16 protein-coding genes are annotated in these 14936 nt (G+C 27.6%); 12 read left to right on the top strand and 4 right to left on the bottom strand.

From position 1 onward, the window contains the following. Positions 1–8: 8 nt before the first annotated feature. From OXH55_RS05055 to OXH55_RS05045, 3 genes are all read left to right on the top strand, one after another. Entirely contained in the window at positions 9–515 is a 507-nt protein-coding gene (locus OXH55_RS05055; RefSeq protein WP_268048467.1) for a shikimate kinase, read from the top strand. Between the two features lie 39 nt (positions 516–554). Continuing rightward, on the top strand, positions 555–998 hold the full coding sequence (gene aroQ, locus OXH55_RS05050) for a type II 3-dehydroquinate dehydratase (RefSeq protein WP_268048466.1): 444 nt from the start codon (positions 555–557) through the stop codon (positions 996–998). Positions 999–1095: 97 nt separating this feature from the next. Continuing rightward, positions 1096–1995: an alpha/beta hydrolase gene (locus OXH55_RS05045; RefSeq protein WP_268048464.1), complete on the top strand. Its 900-nt coding sequence runs from the start codon at positions 1096–1098 to the stop codon at positions 1993–1995. A gap of 43 nt (positions 1996–2038) precedes the next feature. On the opposite strand, the gene OXH55_RS05040 is transcribed toward OXH55_RS05045, so the two are convergent. Beyond that, the gene (locus OXH55_RS05040; protein WP_268048462.1) at positions 2039–3031 is read right to left on the bottom strand and encodes a hypothetical protein; all 993 of its coding nucleotides are present in this window, start codon (positions 3029–3031) and stop codon (positions 2039–2041) included. A gap of 159 nt (positions 3032–3190) precedes the next feature. Further along, complete coding sequence (locus OXH55_RS05035) at positions 3191–3355, bottom strand: hypothetical protein (protein ID WP_268048460.1); 165 nt, start codon at positions 3353–3355, stop codon at positions 3191–3193. 317 nt (positions 3356–3672) lie between these two features. Between OXH55_RS05035 and OXH55_RS05030 the strand changes: the two genes are divergently transcribed. Together OXH55_RS05030 and OXH55_RS05025 are read left to right on the top strand one after the other, a co-directional pair. Next, positions 3673–5142, top strand: coding sequence for a PdaC/SigV domain-containing protein (locus OXH55_RS05030; protein WP_268048458.1), 1470 nt, complete (start codon positions 3673–3675; stop codon positions 5140–5142). 128 nt (positions 5143–5270) lie between these two features. Next, positions 5271–6074: a ribonuclease H family protein gene (locus OXH55_RS05025; RefSeq protein WP_268048457.1), complete on the top strand. Its 804-nt coding sequence runs from the start codon at positions 5271–5273 to the stop codon at positions 6072–6074. An 8-nt stretch (positions 6075–6082) separates the two neighbouring features. On the opposite strand, the gene OXH55_RS05020 is transcribed toward OXH55_RS05025, so the two are convergent. Continuing rightward, complete coding sequence (locus OXH55_RS05020; protein WP_268048455.1) at positions 6083–7039, bottom strand: polysaccharide deacetylase family protein; 957 nt, start codon at positions 7037–7039, stop codon at positions 6083–6085. A gap of 187 nt (positions 7040–7226) precedes the next feature. After that, a complete protein-coding gene (locus OXH55_RS05015; RefSeq protein WP_268048453.1) occupies positions 7227–7598 on the bottom strand; it encodes a YkuS family protein in 372 nt (123 codons plus the stop codon). Positions 7599–7870: 272 nt separating this feature from the next. Here OXH55_RS05015 and OXH55_RS05010 point away from each other — a divergent pair, with 272 nt between their 5' ends. The 7 genes from OXH55_RS05010 to OXH55_RS04980 all read left to right on the top strand — a co-directional run bounded on the left by OXH55_RS05010 (position 7871) and on the right by OXH55_RS04980 (position 14931). Next, positions 7871–8071, top strand: a complete 201-nt coding sequence (locus tag OXH55_RS05010) for a cold-shock protein (protein WP_268048451.1) — start codon at positions 7871–7873, stop codon at positions 8069–8071. 237 nt (positions 8072–8308) lie between these two features. Then, positions 8309–8722 carry a putative ABC transporter permease gene (locus tag OXH55_RS05005; RefSeq protein WP_268048450.1) on the top strand — a complete coding sequence of 138 codons (414 nt, stop codon included), beginning with the start codon at positions 8309–8311 and terminating at the stop codon, positions 8720–8722. An 82-nt stretch (positions 8723–8804) separates the two neighbouring features. Then, the gene (locus OXH55_RS05000; RefSeq protein ID WP_268048449.1) at positions 8805–10052 is read left to right on the top strand and encodes an aminopeptidase P family protein; all 1248 of its coding nucleotides are present in this window, start codon (positions 8805–8807) and stop codon (positions 10050–10052) included. Positions 10053–10391: 339 nt separating this feature from the next. Continuing rightward, entirely contained in the window at positions 10392–11855 is a 1464-nt protein-coding gene (putP, locus tag OXH55_RS04995) for a sodium/proline symporter PutP (RefSeq protein ID WP_268049024.1), read from the top strand. A gap of 237 nt (positions 11856–12092) precedes the next feature. Continuing rightward, positions 12093–12536, top strand: a complete 444-nt coding sequence (locus OXH55_RS04990; protein ID WP_268048447.1) for a MarR family winged helix-turn-helix transcriptional regulator — start codon at positions 12093–12095, stop codon at positions 12534–12536. Positions 12537–12553: 17 nt separating this feature from the next. Next, positions 12554–13915 (top strand): MATE family efflux transporter, encoded by a 1362-nt coding sequence (locus OXH55_RS04985; protein ID WP_268048445.1) that lies wholly within the window; start codon positions 12554–12556, stop codon positions 13913–13915. 83 nt (positions 13916–13998) lie between these two features. After that, complete coding sequence (locus OXH55_RS04980) at positions 13999–14931, top strand: alpha/beta hydrolase (protein ID WP_268048443.1); 933 nt, start codon at positions 13999–14001, stop codon at positions 14929–14931. The last annotated feature ends 5 nt before the right edge of the window (positions 14932–14936 follow it).

Raw genomic sequence — 14936 nt, 5'->3', positions numbered from 1 at the left:
GTAAGAATATGAGAGATTTAGATAAAAATATAGTGTTAATAGGAATGCCAGGCTGTGGAAAAAGTACTATAGGAAAAGAATTAGCTAAAGAATTGAATATGAACTTTTGTGATATAGATGAGTATATAGTTGAAAAAACAGGGCAAAGTATTCCTGAGATTTTTAAAAGTGGAGAGGCGTATTTTAGACAAATTGAGAGTGAGGTTGTGGAGGAAGTAAGTAGAAAATGTCCTCAAATTATAGCTACTGGTGGTGGAGTGGTTAAAAATTCTGAAAATATACAATTGCTACAATCTAACGGAATCGTTATTTTTATCAACAGATCGATTGAAAAGATATTCACAGATGTGGATATCTTTAGCCGTCCACTGTTGATAAGTGGAAAAGAAAAATTGTATAAGCTTTATGAGGAAAGATATCATTTATATAAAAAGTATTGTAATTATGAAATAATAAATGATGGAAGTATTAAAGACGCCAAGGAGAAGATTATATCATATTTAAAAGAAATTTAGAATATAAAAAATATAATTTACAAGAAAGGGGTGAAATTCTTGAGAATATTGATAATAAATGGACCTAATCTTAATATGCTAGGAATTAGGGAAAAACATATATATGGAAGTAAAACTTATGAAGGTATGTGTGAATACTTAAAGGAAAAAGGTAAAGAACTAAATCAGGAAATAGATATAGTACAAAGTAATATAGAGGGAGAAATAATAAACTATATACAAGAAGCTTATAATAAATACGATGGAATTATAATAAATCCGGGGGCATATACTCACTATAGCATAGCAATTTATGATGCTTTAATGGCTGTAAAAATTCCAACCGTAGAAGTACATATAAGTAATATTCATGCGAGAGAAGAATATAGACATAAATCAGTTACAGCACCAGCATGTATTGGACAAATTTGCGGATTTGGAAGTTATGGTTATGTTATGGCTATTCAGGGGTTGATTAATATGAGAAAAGAGAATAAGATTTAAGAGAAGAAGCTAGTAGATAATTTTATACTAGCTTCTTTTTAAAGTGAAATTTAAGACAATAAAAATAATCTAAACAATATATAGGGGGGAGAGCGAAATGGTGTGGAGTATAATAATAATAATATTTTTAATCATTATTATTATAGGAATATATTTTTCTAATCTTATCATATATCCTAAAAAAATTAGTTATGAAGAAATGTATGATAGGGAAATACAAAGAGGTAAGATAATAGAGAAAGATTTTAATAAGCTGGAAAAGGAAGAAGTTTATATTGATTCACTTCATGGTTATAAACTTCAAGGATTATTTTTTTCAGTTAAAGATTCTAAAAAATTTATTATTATCTGTCATGGTTTTACATGTTCTTTATACAGTTCTATAAAATATATGAACTTATTTTTAAAAAGAGATTTTAATGTTTTAATATATAATCATAGATATCATGGATTAAGTGGAGGAAAGAATACTTCTTTTGGGTATTATGAAAAAGACGATTTAAAGGCATGGACAGATTGGATATTTCAAAGGTTTGGAGAGAAATGCAAAGTTGGGCTACATGGAGAGTCTATGGGAGGAGGAATTGTACTTGAAAATGTGGCTATAGACCCAAGGATTAAATTTTGTATTGCAGATTGTGCCTATTCAGATATGAATGTATTGATGAAGCATCAATTAAAACTCAAATATAAATTAGAAAAGATACCTCTTTTACTTAACTTAGTAAGTTTTATAATCAAGATAAGAGCAGGGTGGAGATTTACTGAAGTTTCTCCAATAAAAGCTTTAGAGAATGTAGAAACACCTATTTTATTTATACATGGAGAGAATGATGATTTTGTTCCAACAAGTATGAGTAAAGAAATGTATTCTGTGAAAAAGGGTATAAAGGATATATACATAGCACCTAATGCAGCTCATGCACAAGCTTACTGGAAGAATAAAGAACAATATGATGAAAAGGTAGGAGAGTTTTTAGAAAAAATTAATATGTAAAAAATATACCGGATAAATTTAAATTATTCGGTATATTTTTTATTTAATATTTATATAGTTTTTCTAAGCTATTCAAAGCATTTTTTCTATAATTTTCTACTTCATCTGTTAACGTATAGTTATTTTTCTTTATAATAACTATATATTCTTCTATAATTTTGGATAAATCACTTTCAGCATATTTAGAAGATACATTTTTATAACTTTCTAGAACCTTATTTGATAGTTTGTTGTTAATATAATCAAAATCAGGTGAATTATTTGTACCATATAGATATGTTGCTGCATAAAAAAGATAGTTTTCTTTTATTTTTTTAGATTTAATTGAAGTAGGGTATTTTTTTAAAAAATCTTCACTTCTTATTGCTCTTCTAAAAACTTCATCCCAAGAAATAATAAGAGCCGCATCTGATGTTGGAGGTTGGTTAGAATCTACAGCTGCTATCTCTATATATTCTTTAATGTCATCCGTAACATAGCCATTATATTTTTTTAGATACTCATAATTTTGTATAGGATAGTATTGCCCTTCTGTAGTTATAATTTTATAACCGCATTCAAGAATTTCGGATAAGTATTTTTTTAACTCAATATCTTTTACATTATCTAAATTTTTTATATTATCTAAAACAGTAATGCTTTTTTTATCCATGAAATCTTTAGCTATTTTTGTTTGAATATCACCTGTAAAAGCGCTTTGAATTCTTTTTTCATAATTTTTCTGCTGCACTTGTTCTATTCCTAAAACTAATTTTGAAGCCTTATCCTTAGAAAGACCTTTAATATTAGAATCAACAAAGTTAATAATTATCTTTTCTGATATATCTTTATTATTAATGAGCTTATTAAATTCATTCATTATATCTTCCTGTTCTTTAGAAGATTTTATATCTTTTAAAAGTTCCGAAGATTTAATTGAACCTATATCTGAAGCAGAGTGTTCATTTTTAATATCACTTCCACATATATTTTGACTTTTACCGCAAGATGTAAGAAGCATCATTATACATACTCCTATAAAAAGTTTGCGTTTCATCTTTTATACCTCCAATATATAGCTAGTGTATATCATAATTATACAAATAAGTTATAGAACATAGTTTACAGAAGTGTTACATCTAAAATAAAAAGAATAGCTTTTTCTAAATAAGAAAATAGCTATTCTTTAATTGTATTTGGAGTTAGTATAAATTAATTAATTAGATGCTTCTACAGCCTTTATCATATTTTCTATAACTTCTATTCGTGCTGTAACTTCAGGATAATCCATATAATTTTCACCATATTGGTATTTCATGCTTTCTTTAAATTCATTTAATTCTTCTTTAAGCAAAGCTATTTTTATTTCTTTATTGCTCATGTTGTTTCTCCTTTAGTTTAATATTATTATTTTTTATAAAATGTATTAATAATTAATATATCCATTTCACAATAATCTATTAAATTAAGTATAAAGCTACTTATGGATTTAATTGCATCATATTAAAATATTGTATCACAATTTAAATTTATTATAAATATTTGGTATATTTTTTAAACAAGTATACAATTATAGTTAATAGAATAATTACCAAATTGTAATCATTTTGTTTTTTTATTGTAACTATTTAAAAGATAAAGATAGTATACTAATAAATGTCAACGGTAATAAAACATTAAATGAAAGGAATGTTATAAATGAAAAAAGTAATGTGCTTAGGACTAATTGGTCTTTTAGGGTTAGGAAATACATCTTATGCATTTGCACAAGAAAATCCTAAGGCAATTGAAATTAAAGTTAATAAGATGGGGGAGAATTCAAAAGCTGCTGTTAATATTAAAGCTAAAGAAATTAAATATAAAAATGAAGCAATAGATGTAAATATAAAGATTCCTGTATTAGATGGAATGAAGGATAAATCTATACAAAAGAAAATAAACGCTATGTTAGAAGAGGGAATAATAGAATTTAAAGAAGAATTAGAAGAATTAGCAAAAGAAGAGTTGGAATATTCAAAAGAAGATAAAGACTGGCAAATGAGACCATACGTTGCTAATGTATATTATAAAGTCCATAATAATCAAAATAACTTATTAAGTATTTCAGTTATTTATTATCAATATACTGGCGGAGCTCATGGTAATACAGTACAAAAAACTTTTAATATAGATATTGATACAGGAAATGAAGCTACACTAAAAGATTTCTTCTATGAAGGAGAAAATTATAAGGAAATAATCAGTAAAGAGATAAAAAAACAAATAGAAGTAAATATGAAATCAAATAAAAATATGTATTTTAAGGGATCTTTAGATGTAGTAAATACAATTTCAAATAATCAATCTTTTTATATAGAAGATGGAAACATCGTAGTATATTATGGATTATATGAAATTGCACCATACGCAGCAGGTATTCAACCATTTAAGATTCCTTTTTCTTCTTTTAAAAAAGGTATGAAAAAAGAAATAAATGTTAAATATGCCCCTATAAAGGTTAAGGCAAAAAAAATAAGAAGTAAAGATAAAGCTTTTTTATCAGATTTAAGAATTCCTGTAATAGAAGGAATTAGAGATACAAAACTACAAAAAAAGTTAAATGATACTTTTGAAAAAGATATAACGAATTTTAAAAATGAAATACAAAAAGAAGCTAAAGAATGGGAAAAGGAAGCAAAAAAACAAGGATGGAAAATACATCCATATGATGCAGCTACAAATTATACAGTAAATTATAATGAAAATGATTTACTAAGTATTTCTGTTGATTACTATCAATATACAGGTGGTGCTCATGGAAACTTTGAAAAAAGAACTACAAATATAGATCTTAAAACAGGAAAAGAAATAGCTTTGAAAGATTTATTTAAACATGGGGTTAACTATAAAGAAACTATAAACAAAGAGATAAAAAAACAAATAGAAGCTCAAATACAAGAAATGAAGAAAGATATGGAAACAGAAGGAATAAAATATGAAGATAAGGATGCACCATACAAAGACTTTAAAGGTATTTCAGATAACCAAACATTTTATATTGAAAATGGAAAAATTGTAGTATATTTTGGATTATATGAAATTGGATCATATGTAGAAGGAATTCCTGAATTTAGAATTCCAGTATCTCAAATTAAGGATAGTGTAAAAACAGAATTTTTAGGACTTTAATACACGAATAACTCTTTTCTAGAGAAGGAAAGAGTTATTTTTATTTATAACATTCAAATACTTGAAAAGAATATATATGTAGTACATAATGAATTAATATACAAATATATTATATAAGAGGTTATGGTATGAAAATGTTTATATTTTTAATGGAAATTATAGAAGAGGTAAATGGCTATTTTAAAATAAGAATAACAACAGACAATAAAGAAGAAAATTATACAGATATATCTTTTAATCCTGATGAAAAAAAATTAGAGTTTTTGAATCAGGATAGGGTAGGTGAATATTTGAAACAAAATGAATATCAGCTTAGAAAGATACTTCATAATAAAAGGAAAGATACATTTTTTGTAGGTTTCAAAGTAAAAATAGTGCTTAGAGATGAGAAAGATGTAGCAGCATTTAATGATAGAAGTAAAATAGTTGTTTTAGATAAGCGAAATGGACAAAATGATAGTTTTGTAGTAGATGATGGAGAAGAGAGAATATACAAAATTTATACTGATGGAAGTTTTATGGAGAAGTACAATAGAGGAGCTTATACAGTCCTTATACAAGATTTAAAAGGAAATTATGATATTTATTCAGAAAAAACAGAGATAAAGAGTAGTAGTTTAATTGAACTTATGGCTGCCATAAAAGGCTTAAAGGTTTTAAATAATGTAAAAAAAATAAGAATAATAACAGATAGTCAATACGTTAGAAAAGGATTAACTGAATGGATTGTTAACTGGAAGCTAAATGATTGGAATACAGCAAATGGTGAAAAGGCAAAAAATATAGAATACTGGAAAGAATTTGATAAGATTACGGAAAATAAATATATTGAGTTCCAGTGGGTAAAAGGGCATAGTGGTCATTTTGAAAATAGTTTATGTGATATATATGCAAGAGAACAGGCAAAAAAAGAAACAAGTCATAAATTTTGACTTGTTTCTTAAAATGGATATTCCTCAAGAGTTTTAAAGGTATATCCTTGAGATTGAAAATATTCAATAACCTGTGGAAGTGCATCTGCAGTCGTTTGTTTTGTTCCGATATCATGCATTAATACAACTACATGTTTTTTATTTTTTTCAGAGCAATTCTTCATTTCTTCTTTTAAATTTGATAAAAGTTTGTCTACAGGAACGTGATTTGCTCTAGCATCTCCAGTTTCTACATGCCAATCTATATGCTTATATCCTTTGTCTGTAGCCATTTGTCTATATGAAGCACGTTTTTTATAGAAGCCTCCACCAGGAAAACGTATGATTTTGTTGCTATCAGTTCCTAATATTGTTTCTAAGGTATCCTCACATTTTTTTACGTCTTTTATAAAATTATTAGGATTTGAATATAAATATCCATAATTGTGTGAATAAGTATGGTTACATATAGCATGTGCTTTAGCCTTTTCTTCTTTAACTAAATCGGGATAGGTTTTAGCACTTCTACCAACTAAGAAAAAGGAAGCTTTTACATTATAATTATCAAGAATTTTTAGTATTTGAGGAGTAACTTTTTTACTTGGACCATCATCAAATGTTAAAAAAACTTCTTTATCTCCTGTAGGTTTAATCTTAGGTGCTTGTACATTATCTGCTGAAGCTTTTTTATTATTATCTAAATTACTATTTGGTGTAATGGAAGTACTAGCAGGTTTTGATGTAATCTTCTCAGCAGTATTAGTGTTTACAAGTGTATTATTTTCAGCTTTTTCATCAGTTATATTATTTGAGGAAGTTTCTTTAGCAAGATTAACATTACTATCTTCAGAACTATTAGAAGCTTGTACAATTGTACTGTTGAAATGTTTATTTCCAATAAAAAAACCAGTTGAAAATAATATTACTGAGAATATTAATAGTGAAATAAACTTTCTTTTATGTTTTTTTCTTGAGTGTTTCAACATTATCCCAGCTTTCTTTTAAATTTTAAATTACTTTCTATTACATTATATTACATTTAGTATAAACTTACCAATAAATATAATGGTAACAAAATGGTGAAATTTTATTGATAAATTAGTAATTTAAAAATAATTATAAAATATAAAGGGTTTAGTGATTAATAAACACTAAACCCTTTATATTTTGAGATTACTTTAAGTTATCAATTTTTTCTTGGATTTGTTCTGGTGTCATAGCATTAGCAGATACTATTGGTACAGAAGTAAAATCTTCTTGTAAACCTATGTTATTTTCATTTACTAAACCAGTATTTATTGCTGAAACGGAAGAAAGACCTTCTTGTGTTCCAAGAATACCTGCATTGATACCAGAAGCCGTAGTACGTTCATCGGTTATTTGTAATATATTTCTGTCTAAGTCACTTGATACTACAGCATCAAATTTGTTGAAGTATTCTGGATTACTTTTCATGCCTTCATAAAATTCTTCGATATTATAACCTTGTTGTATCAAGTAATCTGTCACATTGTCTAATCCTTTTTCAACAGCAATATAATGCATTTTTATCACCTCTGAATTTATTATTTGTATAAATGAGAAGTATATTCCAAATTTCAAAAAAAAATTATTTTTGTGAATAATAAATGAAAATATGGCAAAAATAAGAATGAAAAATATATGAATGTAATGAAGTGAGGTGTTATATATAATTGAATTTAAAAATACATTAGATTTAATATTTTAATAATAATGTATTGATTGACAAAAGAGAATATATATGATAATATTATTTCATTACATTAGTAAAATGGTTTTTTTAGGAGGATTTTTAAATGAAAATAGGAACAGTAAAATGGTTTAATGCAGAAAAAGGATTTGGATTTATATCTGTAGAAGGAGAAGATGACGTTTTCGTACATTTCTCAGCTATCCAAACAGAAGGATTCAAAACTTTAGAAGAAGGTCAAAAAGTTGAATTCGAAGTAACTGAAGGTGCTAGAGGACCTCAAGCTGCTAACGTTAATAGACTATAATTGACACTAATAGATTATCTGTGATACAGATAATTTTAAAGAAAGTGATATTCAAAAGAATATCACTTTTGTATTTATAGATTATAAAGTGTATGTACTTAATTATATTGAGTATATGCACTTTTTTTATTCTATAGGGAATTATAAAATTTTAAACTAACTATCACTTAATCAGAAAATTAAATTTAGAAAGTTGATATAAAGAATAATTAATAGTTAAATGCAAAGTATATAAGTATGGGAAAAAGATTTATTATATATGGACTTAGTGGATTATGTATGGAGGTATTTTGGAATGGATTTTGGGCTTTGATTAATGGAGACATAAATATGGTAGGATATACATCTATTTGGATGCTGCCAATATATGGACTAGCGGTTTTCCTTGAGTTTGTTCATAACAGAATTAGACACCTATCAATTATAGCAAGAGGAGGTGTGTATACTCTATTAATATTTTTTACAGAATTTATTAGCGGAGGATTACTTAAGTATATATTAGGAATAACTCCATGGGATTATAGTGGAAGTCCATTTTCTATTTATGGATTAATAAGATTAGATTATACTCCAGTATGGTTTGTTGTGGGAATTTTATTTGAAAAACTCCATGATAAGTTAAGTGAAATTAATTTATTAACCAATAATTAGGTAAAATCTTTAGTTGTATTATTGACGATAAGGTTTTTTTTATTATTCTTATGATGTAAAATAAGTATTGGAGGCGATACTTATGAAAAAGGAATTTTACATTAAAAATAGAGAAAAATTAATGAGCAAGATTGAAAATGATTCTATAGTAATATTATTTGCAGGTACAGCACCATACAAATCTGCTGACGAAACATATCCGTTTACACCTAACAGAAATTTTTATTATTTAACAGGTATAAACAGAGAAAATATTATACTAATGATGACTAAAAGAAATGGTAATGTGCAAGAAACTCTATTTATAGAAGAATCAGATCCGGTAATGGCTAGATGGATTGGAGAAAAGATGACAACAGAGGAAGCACAGGAGGCTTCAGGTGTAATATCTATAGATTATACTAAGAATTTTTATAATTCTCTTAGTTCTATGTTTTCGAGATTTAATTATGATAAAGTATATCTGGATCTTGAAAGACAAGAATGGAATCTCCCTATGACAGAGGCACAAAGCTTTGCAAAAAATGCTAGAGACAAATATCCATATTTAAATATAAAAAATATTTACCATTACATAAGTGAGCTTAGAACTATTAAACAAGAAGAAGAAATAGAAGAGATAAGAAAAGCCATTGGTATCACAAAACGTGGAATTGAAAAAATGATGAAAAATGCAAAGCCTGGAATGATGGAATACGAGGTAGAAGCATATTTTGATTATGTTCTTACATCAGAAGGAGTAAAAGATAAAGCTTTTAAAACTATAGCTGCTGCAGGAAAGAATGGTACAATACTACATTACTCTGAAAATGATGGAAAATGTATGGAGAATGATTTGATTTTATTTGACTTAGGGGCTCAATGTAATTACTATAATGGAGATATAACCAGAACATTCCCTGTATCAGGTAAATTTACAGGAAGACAAAAACAAGTTTATAATGCAGTATTAAAAGCTAATGAAGAAGTTATGAAAGCGGTAAAACCAGGAGTACCTTTTGCAGAACTTAATGAAATAGCAAAAAGAGTTTTAGCTGAAGGATGTAAAGAACTTGGACTTATAAAAGAAGATAAAGAGCTTTCAAAATACTATTTCCATGGAGTAAGCCACTATTTAGGATTAGATACTCATGATGTTGGGGATAGAGGAGACATTCTTAAACCTGGTATGGTTTTTACAAATGAACCAGGATTATATATTCCAGAAGAGGAGATTGGAATTAGAATAGAAGATGATCTTTTAGTAACTGAAGATGGATGTGAAAATCTTTCAAAGAATATAATTAAAACTGTTGAAGAAATTGAAGAGTTTATGAATAAAAATAAATAATTTAAAAGAATGAGGGCTTAAAACTTAAGGGTTTTAAGTCTTTATTCTTTTAAATGAAATAAATAAATGAATTTTTTGAAAAATAATCATTCGTAAGTTCTATAATCTATAATAAATATATGTTTGATAACTATTATTTTTTATACTATGTATCATAGCACTTATTGACAAAAATGCAGGATTTGATTATAATTATTGCATAGTTTAATGTGATAAAGTAAAAAACTATTGAAAGTAGTTTTTTATTTTTTACATAAGCAAAGTTTTGAATAGGTTAATTAATAATTAAAAGATGGAGGAAGAGAATAGTTGGTTAAAGTTAATTTTATAATTATTTTAATGTTTATAATTTATTTACTTGCTATGATGGCAATTGGATTAGTATTTTATTTTAGAACTAAGAATTTATCCGATTATGTTCTTGGAGGAAGGCAGTTAAGTGGATGGGTAACTTCACTGAGTGCTCAAGCCTCAGACATGAGTGGATGGCTGCTTATGGGACTTCCAGGTGCTGCTTATTTGACAGGAATGGATTCAATATGGATTGCCATAGGACTTGCAGTGGGTACATATCTAAATTGGAAAGTAATAGCTAAACGTTTGAGAGTTTATACTCAAACTTCAGGAGATTCCCTTACACTACCAGATTACTTTGAAAATAGGTTTAAAGATAATTCAAAGATTTTAAGAATAATTTCTGCAGTTTTCATTTTGATATTCTTTTTATTTTATACATCATCTGGTTTTGTAGCTGGAGGAAAATTATTCAGTACAGTTTTTGGAATATCGTATATAAAAGCATTAACAATAGGAGCAATTGTTATTGTTGCATATACATTTCTTGGAGGTTTTATGGCTGTATGTTGGACCGATTTTTTTCAAGGAATAATGATGTTTGCTGCTGTTGTAATGGTTCCTATAATAGGAATAAAGAGTTTAGGTGGAATTAATGAAACTGTAAATGCTGTTAAAAGTATAAATCCTAATCTTTTAAATCCTTTTGTGGATACAAAGGGAATTTCTCTGTCATTAATAGGTACTATATCTTCTTTAGCTTGGGGAATAGGTTATTTTGGACAACCTCATATATTAGTTCGTTTCATGGCTATAAAATCAGCAAAGGAAGTAAAAAAGGCAAGAATGATTGCAATGATATGGGTTGCTTTCTCATTAGCTGCAGCAGTGATAATTGGAATGGTAGGACTTGTATATCTTAAAACACCATTAATAGGGAACGATAGTGAAAAAGTATTTTTAATAATGGTAAGTAAAATGTTTAATCCTGTTATTGGGGGAATTTTAATGGCTGCAGTATTAGCAGCGGTAATGAGTACAGCAGATTCTCAACTTCTTGTTACAGCATCATCCCTTACAGAGGATTTTTATAAGGTTTTATTTAGAAAAAATGCTAGTGAAAAAGAATTAGTATGGGTAAGTCGTATAGCTGTTGCTATTGTAGCAATAATAGCATATTATTTAGCATTGGATGAGAATAGTTCAATATTAAATATTGTATCTTATGCATGGGCTGGCTTTGGAGCTACTTTTGGCCCTACAATTATCTTATCATTATTCTGGAAACGAATGAACAAAAGTGGTGCTTTAGCAGGAATGATTACTGGAGGAATAACAGTTATAGTATGGAAATCATTATCAGGGGGAATTTTTGATCTTTATGAAATTGTTCCAGGTTTTATATGTTCTGTAATTGTGATTGTTATTGTTAGTTTGCTAACTAAAGAACCAAGTGAGGAAATTAAACAAGAATTTGATATGGTATATTTAAAAATTCAGGAAAATTAATATAAAATATTAAATAAAAATAGGGTCTAGATAGTTATCTAGGCTCTATTTTTATTAGGTTTGATATGTTGCATATATGATTTTCTTATTAGGACAATATAAAATTAGATAAATAAAACAATAAAAATAGTTGCAATAACAACTAATGTAGCATATAATGTGAAAAGATAATAGTTGTTATTGCAACTATACTAAAGAAGAGAAATATTAAATGTGATAGGAGGAAGAAGACATAGGATGAAATGTGATAATAAATCTATAGGAAGATGGGTATCAATGTTATACAGATATCAACAGTGTTATATAGGAAAACAACTAAAAGAGTATAACATAGGCGGCGGTCAATATTCTTTTTTACTTGCATTATTTAAAAAAGATGGGATAAGTCAAGAAGAAATTAGTAAAATCTTATATATGGACAAAGGAACTACAGCAAGGGCTATAGCAAAATTAGAAAAAGAAGGTTATGTAGTTAGGAAACAAGATGAAGAGGACAAAAGAGCCTATAAAATTTATCTTACTGAAAAAGCTTTAGAATTTAAACCTAAACTTTTTAAAATACTAAGGAGATGGACAGATATAATATCAACAGATTTTGATGTTGAAGAAAAAGAAGTAGTGATGAATTTATTAGAAAAAATGGCTGAAAATGCAGCATTACATATAAAAGAAACTAATTAATTTTAAGGAGTGATTATGTGAAGGAGAGAAGTACAAGACTTGGAACCGAAGAAATAAAAAAACTTTTAATAAGTTTATCGCTACCTGCAACCATAGGTATGATAGTAAATGCATTATACAATATAATAGATACTATTTTTGTAGGTAGAGGAGTAGGTACACTGGCAATAGGTGCACTTACTATAGCTTTTCCAATTCAAATGCTAATAATGGCTTTTGCACTAGCTATAGGAGTAGGGGCTGCTGCTGCTGTATCTATAAATTTGGGAAAGGGAGATACAGAGAGAGCAGATAAAGTAGCAGGAAACTCATTTTTAAGTGCTATAGTAGTAGGAGCTATGATTTCTATATTAGGGTTGATTTTTATTTCGCCCATATTAACTTTTTTTGGAGCAACACCAGAAATTTTACCTTATGCAAAAGATTATATTTCTGTAATTTTTATAGGAACTATGTTTTATGCTTTTTCAGTTTCCTCTAATAATTTGATTAGAGCTGAAGGAAATGCTAAAGTAGCAATGCTTTCTATGGTTATAGGTACAGGATTAAATATTCCTTTAGACTATATCTTTATTTTTATATTTAATATGGGAATAAAGGGTGCAGCTATAGCCACTATAATTTCTCAATTTTCATCATTCATTTTTGTTATGACATATTTATATAGTGGAAAGAGTCTTTTAAAGATAAAACTTCATCATTTGAAGCCGGATATAAGTATATTAAAAGAAATTTTTGCTGTAGGGTCAGCAGCTTTTGCTAGACAAATAGCAGGAAGTATTGTTGCTATAATATTAAATAAATCTTTAAGTATATATGGAACAAATTTAGATATTGCTATTTTAGGTACAGTAAATAAAATAACTATGTTCTTATATATGCCACTATTTGGGGTAGTACAAGGTATGCAGCCTATAGTTGGATTTAATTACGGTGCAAAAAAAATGGATAGAGTTAAAGAGACTGTAAAGCTATCACTTATGGCTACTACTGTTATTGCTATTGGAGGATTTTTATTTTCACAAATATTTTCAACCCCAATTATGAGTGCTTTTAGTAAAGAACCAGAGTTTATACAAAATGGTGCTGATATATTAAGAGTTGTAGTTTTAATGGTGCCTGTTATTGGAATTCAAGTAGTAGGATCTACCTTATTTCAATCTATAGGTAAGGCTATGCCATCATTAATATTATCATTACTTAGACAAGTAATATTCTTTATACCTTTAGTTATTATATTGCCAAAATATATAGGGATTTCAGGCATATGGAAGTCATTCCCTGTAGCTGATTTTGGAGCAACGGTTATTACAGCTATTTTAATGATTAATGAAATGAAAAAATTAACTATGGAACAAGAAAAGTACGCTGTAGAATAATAGTACTTTGCAATATTATTATATTCTCTCTTGTAGTATTTAATTTTGAAGATTAAAATTAATACTATAAGGGGGATTTTTACATGATAAAGGAAAGTTTTAATTTTAAAGATAAAGATGGTCTTGAAATTTTCGTTTATAAATGGAGTCCAGACAAAAACATAAAAGCTAAAGCAGTACTTCAGATAGCTCATGGAATGGCGGAAACAGCTGTAAGGTATGAGAGACTTGCTGAGAATTTTACAAAGCAGGGATATATTATATATGCAAATGATCACAGAGGACATGGTAAAACAGCAAATGAAATAGAAAAACTTGGTGATTTAGGCGAAGATGGATTTAATGCTATGGTAGAAAATATGTATCAGCTTACTAAAATTATTAAGGAAGAGAATGATAAACTTCCAATTTTTCTACTAGGACACAGCATGGGATCTTTTTTAACGCAAAGATATATTTGCCTTTACGGAAAAGAGTTAAAGGGAGTAATATTTTCTGGGTCAAATGGTAGTCAAGGAATTATGGCTGACATTGGAAGATTTATAGCAAAAAGAGAAATAAGAAGAATAGGAAGAAGTGCAAAAAGTGAAAGGCTAGATAAATTATCTTTTGGTGGATATAATAAAAGCTTTAAACCAAATAGGACAAAATTTGATTGGCTAAGTAGAGATGAAAAAGAAGTAGATAAATATATAGAAGATCCATTTTGTGGTACAATTTTTACAGCCGGGTTTTTCTATGACTTATTAGGAGGTTTAAGGCTAATTGCAGATAAAAGAGAAATAAGTAAAGTGCCAAAAGATTTACCAATATATATTTTTTCAGGAGATAAAGATCCTGTAGGTAAAAATGGAAAAGGGGTATTAAAACTTGTTAAATCATATAAAAATCAAGGAATTAAAGATTTAACATACAAGCTTTATAAGGATGGAAGACATGAAATGTTAAATGAACTAAATAGAGACGAAGTAATAAATGAGTTATTACTTTGGCTTGAGGATCATTTGCAAAAATAAAATCG

The organism is Clostridium ganghwense (genome assembly GCF_026735165.1).
Lineage (GTDB): Bacteria > Bacillota > Clostridia > Clostridiales > Clostridiaceae > Clostridium_H > Clostridium_H ganghwense.
Note: the sequence above shows the minus strand (reverse complement) of the source record. Positions and strands in the feature narration are given on the sequence as shown.

Coding starts and splice junctions, on each gene's coding strand:
- OXH55_RS05045 (WP_268048464.1), top strand. CDS start 1,096: ATGGTGTGGAGTATAATAATAATAATATTTTTAATCATTATTATTATA.
- OXH55_RS05000 (WP_268048449.1), top strand. CDS start 8,805: ATGAAAAAGGAATTTTACATTAAAAATAGAGAAAAATTAATGAGCAAG.
- OXH55_RS05005 (WP_268048450.1), top strand. CDS start 8,309: ATGGGAAAAAGATTTATTATATATGGACTTAGTGGATTATGTATGGAG.
- OXH55_RS05020 (WP_268048455.1), bottom strand. CDS start 7,039: ATGTTGAAACACTCAAGAAAAAAACATAAAAGAAAGTTTATTTCACTA.
- OXH55_RS04990 (WP_268048447.1), top strand. CDS start 12,093: ATGAAATGTGATAATAAATCTATAGGAAGATGGGTATCAATGTTATAC.
- putP (WP_268049024.1), top strand. CDS start 10,392: ATGTTTATAATTTATTTACTTGCTATGATGGCAATTGGATTAGTATTT.
- OXH55_RS05015 (WP_268048453.1), bottom strand. CDS start 7,598: ATGCATTATATTGCTGTTGAAAAAGGATTAGACAATGTGACAGATTAC.
- OXH55_RS05055 (WP_268048467.1), top strand. CDS start 9: ATGAGAGATTTAGATAAAAATATAGTGTTAATAGGAATGCCAGGCTGT.
- OXH55_RS05010 (WP_268048451.1), top strand. CDS start 7,871: ATGAAAATAGGAACAGTAAAATGGTTTAATGCAGAAAAAGGATTTGGA.
- OXH55_RS05030 (WP_268048458.1), top strand. CDS start 3,673: ATGAAAAAAGTAATGTGCTTAGGACTAATTGGTCTTTTAGGGTTAGGA.
- OXH55_RS04980 (WP_268048443.1), top strand. CDS start 13,999: ATGATAAAGGAAAGTTTTAATTTTAAAGATAAAGATGGTCTTGAAATT.
- OXH55_RS05040 (WP_268048462.1), bottom strand. CDS start 3,031: ATGAAACGCAAACTTTTTATAGGAGTATGTATAATGATGCTTCTTACA.
- OXH55_RS05035 (WP_268048460.1), bottom strand. CDS start 3,355: ATGAGCAATAAAGAAATAAAAATAGCTTTGCTTAAAGAAGAATTAAAT.
- OXH55_RS05025 (WP_268048457.1), top strand. CDS start 5,271: ATGAAAATGTTTATATTTTTAATGGAAATTATAGAAGAGGTAAATGGC.